Origin of the sequence: Loigolactobacillus rennini DSM 20253 (assembly GCF_001436505.1) — a bacterium.
Taxonomy (GTDB): domain Bacteria; phylum Bacillota; class Bacilli; order Lactobacillales; family Lactobacillaceae; genus Loigolactobacillus; species Loigolactobacillus rennini.
Genome location: NZ_AYYI01000080.1, coordinates 5,123 through 8,200 on the forward strand (window position 1 = coordinate 5,123; position 3,078 = coordinate 8,200).

7 protein-coding genes and 2 pseudogenes are annotated in these 3,078 nt (G+C 40.5%); all 9 read right to left on the reverse strand.

What is annotated here, in order from left to right; translation table 11 throughout:
• Nucleotides 1–258 (reverse strand): annotated as a pseudogene (locus FC24_RS11800) (replication terminator protein); the annotation flags it as partial.
• An 88-nt stretch (nucleotides 259–346) separates the two neighbouring features.
• Nucleotides 347–760: a hypothetical protein gene (locus FC24_RS09225; protein ID WP_057874587.1), complete on the reverse strand. Its 414-nt coding sequence runs from the start codon at nucleotides 758–760 to the stop codon at nucleotides 347–349.
• A gap of 2 nt (nucleotides 761–762) precedes the next feature.
• Nucleotides 763–966: a hypothetical protein gene (locus tag FC24_RS09230; RefSeq protein ID WP_057874588.1), complete on the reverse strand. Its 204-nt coding sequence runs from the start codon at nucleotides 964–966 to the stop codon at nucleotides 763–765.
• A gap of 13 nt (nucleotides 967–979) precedes the next feature.
• Entirely contained in the window at nucleotides 980–1,168 is a 189-nt protein-coding gene (locus tag FC24_RS09235) for a hypothetical protein (RefSeq protein WP_057874484.1), read from the reverse strand.
• Nucleotides 1,169–1,176: 8 nt separating this feature from the next.
• Nucleotides 1,177–1,446 carry a hypothetical protein gene (locus FC24_RS09240; RefSeq protein ID WP_057874589.1) on the reverse strand — a complete coding sequence of 90 codons (270 nt, stop codon included), beginning with the start codon at nucleotides 1,444–1,446 and terminating at the stop codon, nucleotides 1,177–1,179.
• Nucleotides 1,443–1,826, reverse strand: coding sequence for a hypothetical protein (locus FC24_RS09245; protein WP_057874590.1), 384 nt, complete (start codon nucleotides 1,824–1,826; stop codon nucleotides 1,443–1,445). Before FC24_RS09245 ends, FC24_RS09240 begins: the two co-directional genes overlap by 4 nt.
• 3 nt (nucleotides 1,827–1,829) lie before the next feature.
• The gene (locus FC24_RS11960; protein ID WP_420805258.1) at nucleotides 1,830–2,147 is read right to left on the reverse strand and encodes a hypothetical protein; all 318 of its coding nucleotides are present in this window, start codon (nucleotides 2,145–2,147) and stop codon (nucleotides 1,830–1,832) included.
• A gap of 1 nt (nucleotide 2,148) precedes the next feature.
• Nucleotides 2,149–2,859, reverse strand: a complete 711-nt coding sequence (locus FC24_RS09255) for a putative HNHc nuclease (protein WP_057874591.1) — start codon at nucleotides 2,857–2,859, stop codon at nucleotides 2,149–2,151.
• Between the two features lie 9 nt (nucleotides 2,860–2,868).
• Nucleotides 2,869–3,078 (reverse strand): annotated as a pseudogene (locus FC24_RS11595) (replication protein); the annotation flags it as partial.

Sequence of the window (3,078 nt, forward strand, 5' to 3'; positions counted from 1 at the left end):
TGTATTACGCCCCATCAGCACCGTGGCGCTAACCTCGTTATCAGGTACTAGCGTAGACTTGGCAGCAACGCTCACAGTGACTACGTTGCGCTCGTCATTAGGCATAAAAGTAGTTGTTAGTGTTATTTTGCGTTTCTTCTTTGGATCAGTATTGGGGTCCAGTATGTTTTCTGCCACCCGTTTTAGCTCTCGATTAAATTTCTCCTGCACACCGCCGCTAGCTAGTTCCGATAATTTAAGGTCTAACTGTTCGCTCATTTTTATCCCTCACTTTAAAATTGTGTTTATTGCACGGTAAAGCGCTTTGTCAAAAGGCGGAGCGTTCTTAAGCTCATTCTCACGCCGCTTAGCCTGCATCCGTCGTTTTTTCTTCTTGATTACTGATTTTTTCTTCTTTTTGCGTTTCACAAACTCGTACTCCTTTAATATCAGTTGCACATCTTTGCCAAAAATCAATTTTCTCTTCCAGTTCGTTAGCAATCTGGTTGTAGCAATCAACAATATATTCACACGCCCTAGTCATTACCTCAATGACACTAACGCCTTCAATTTCTTGATTTACATCATAGTGAAAGCACGTATTAAATTTTCCATCTATCCAATCTGGAGGAGTAATTTCGCCATTAAACCAGACTTCAGCATCATTATCAGTATTGCCATTGCACTCACATTGGAAAGTCCAGCCAACACTCATTGCTCGAACTAAAATATCAGACTGCCCTTCAGTGCTTTTGGGAACCACAAGTCTTTCTAATTTCATGTTTACCACTCCAATTTCCTGCCGCACATGGGGCAATGTTCAATTACCATGCTATCAATTTCACTATTCTTCTCGGTACTAAGCACTAAATGATTTTCTTCAATTGCAACACCAGTTAAGGCTGCTGCGCCGTCACCAGTAAGAATGGTCCCTAAAAGCAAACTATTCGGATGTTCGCTACAAAATTTGCATGCTTTATTACTCATTTTTATTCCTCCATCACTTTTTAATTAAGTCATCAAGTAAAAGAAACAACCAAGCAGTACTAGCTAACGCTAATCCAATAAAAACAAAACCAGTCGAAACCTTGATATCAACTAAATTAAAAAAACTCATTGCCATTAAGAAAATGGATAAAATGATCACAGAACAACTACTAATTAAGCAAACTTTAAATGCTTTTATCATTATTTCTCCTATAATTTCCGCCCGCACATAGGGCAAAACTTAATGTTTTGACTAACTGACTTTCCTACTTTAATCCAGCTAGATAGTTTGTTACCATAAATAATTCGTAACTCAGTATCTGGTGTTTGAATAATTGGGCGTCGTCTTTGACAATAAGAACATTGATCTTGCCCTTGAAATAAAGGTTCATATTTGCTAATTCGCTGAAGTACGTCATGGTATGATTTGCCTAAAGCTTTAATACTTGCAACCATTTTCTTTTGCTCTTCATCTGTCATCGTGGTTCCTCCGATTCTGCTGCATCTCGATAAGGAGTTAAAAATTGTCTATCAAAATCGGCTTCCTCCGCTTTTTGGTCAATATAAATTTTATTAATTACTTTTAAACAATATTCAACCGCATCACGCCAAACATCATTAACTAAAGACCAATCAGAAAATTTAAATACTTTATAATAATCGTTGTAATTCAAATTAAAATAATCACTTATCATTGCTGGTGCATCAACGACAATTGCGCTATAGTCCTCGTCATAATCGTGATTGCAATTAAATTTCCAACCCGTCTTAATTAAATACCAGAAGGCTTTCTGATAGTCAGTTTCAGTTGTTTTAAAAAGTCTAAACTCGTCAATGTATGATTCATTTTTCATATTCATTAGTTATCCTCTTATAATGTCATATGTTTTTTCAAAGATTTCTTTTTTAACCGGCCATTGCTCACCATCAATGCCTGTTATAATCCAATCGCCGATATTCGCATGCATTATACCTTCCAATGTTTTAATATCAAGCGCTGTTTCGGCTTGAAAAGCTGTAACTGGAATGGGCTTCTTAATGGCTTTAACTTCTTTCATACAACTCCTCCTATAGCTTTCTGCCACTGCGGCTAAAAGCTGGATAGCCTCTTGATTATGCCTCCAATCCACCAATGCTTGGCGCTGTGCTTGGTCTTGCTGAATGTGTGCAATTAAATCCATATCACTGCCTCCGTTGCTGTTCTGCTTGCTCCTTAAAAAAGTAAGCTGTGCCTTGTTGCATGATCTTTAATTTAACCAGCTCGTCATAAGTCAATCTGAGCGGCTTAATGTGGTACTTAGCAATAAAACTATTAATGCCGAGATTGTGTTGTTCTGCGTGATGTACTGGACATAACGCCATAAAGTGGTGCTGGCTGTGGTCAATCCGCCGGCGGTTGCTGCCCATACCCACAGTTTCCATGTGCGCAAACTGGGCACGCTTGCGACAAATGACACACTCACGATGCTTTAAGCACTGCATCTGGGTGGCGTAATCACTACTAACCGCATCCCAGGTTTTAGTCGTAAAAGGCACATCCCACTTAAAACAAAACGTCAGTAGCAGCTCAATGTACAACCGCGCCGTCGTCATGCTGCAATTACTCAGGCTAAAGTGCGTATTGATCTCGTTGTAGGTAATCATCGCAAAGTATTTAAACGTCTCCTCAACGACCTTGGGCAGGTCACCCTGCCAGTTGGCAATGTCGTTGACTAAAGCCCAGGCCTTTTTGCGCTGCTCTGGGGTAATCATGCGGTTATCCTCAATCTCTAGCTCTACGCTTGGTTGCTGCTCCCCGGTTAACTTGTCCACTTGATCAACGTCTAAGGCCTCGTCAAGGCTAATAACCAACTGCTTGCCCTTAACTGCTGCTAGACGACCGTTAACAATCACTATGACCACCTACTCCTCTGCCCAGTTGTACATTGGGATCTCAGGTGTATCAGGTGGCAGGTTAGACTGATACGGTGTTTCTTGGTCCATTTTTATTTTTAACCGGTCGTACTGTTTACGCAGTTTAGCTGGCGACAAAATGTTAGTCAGCCAAAACGGATCTGCCTGGCACCAATCAATCACTGCCTTAATCTGCTGTGGCTTACGCTGATCCCGCTC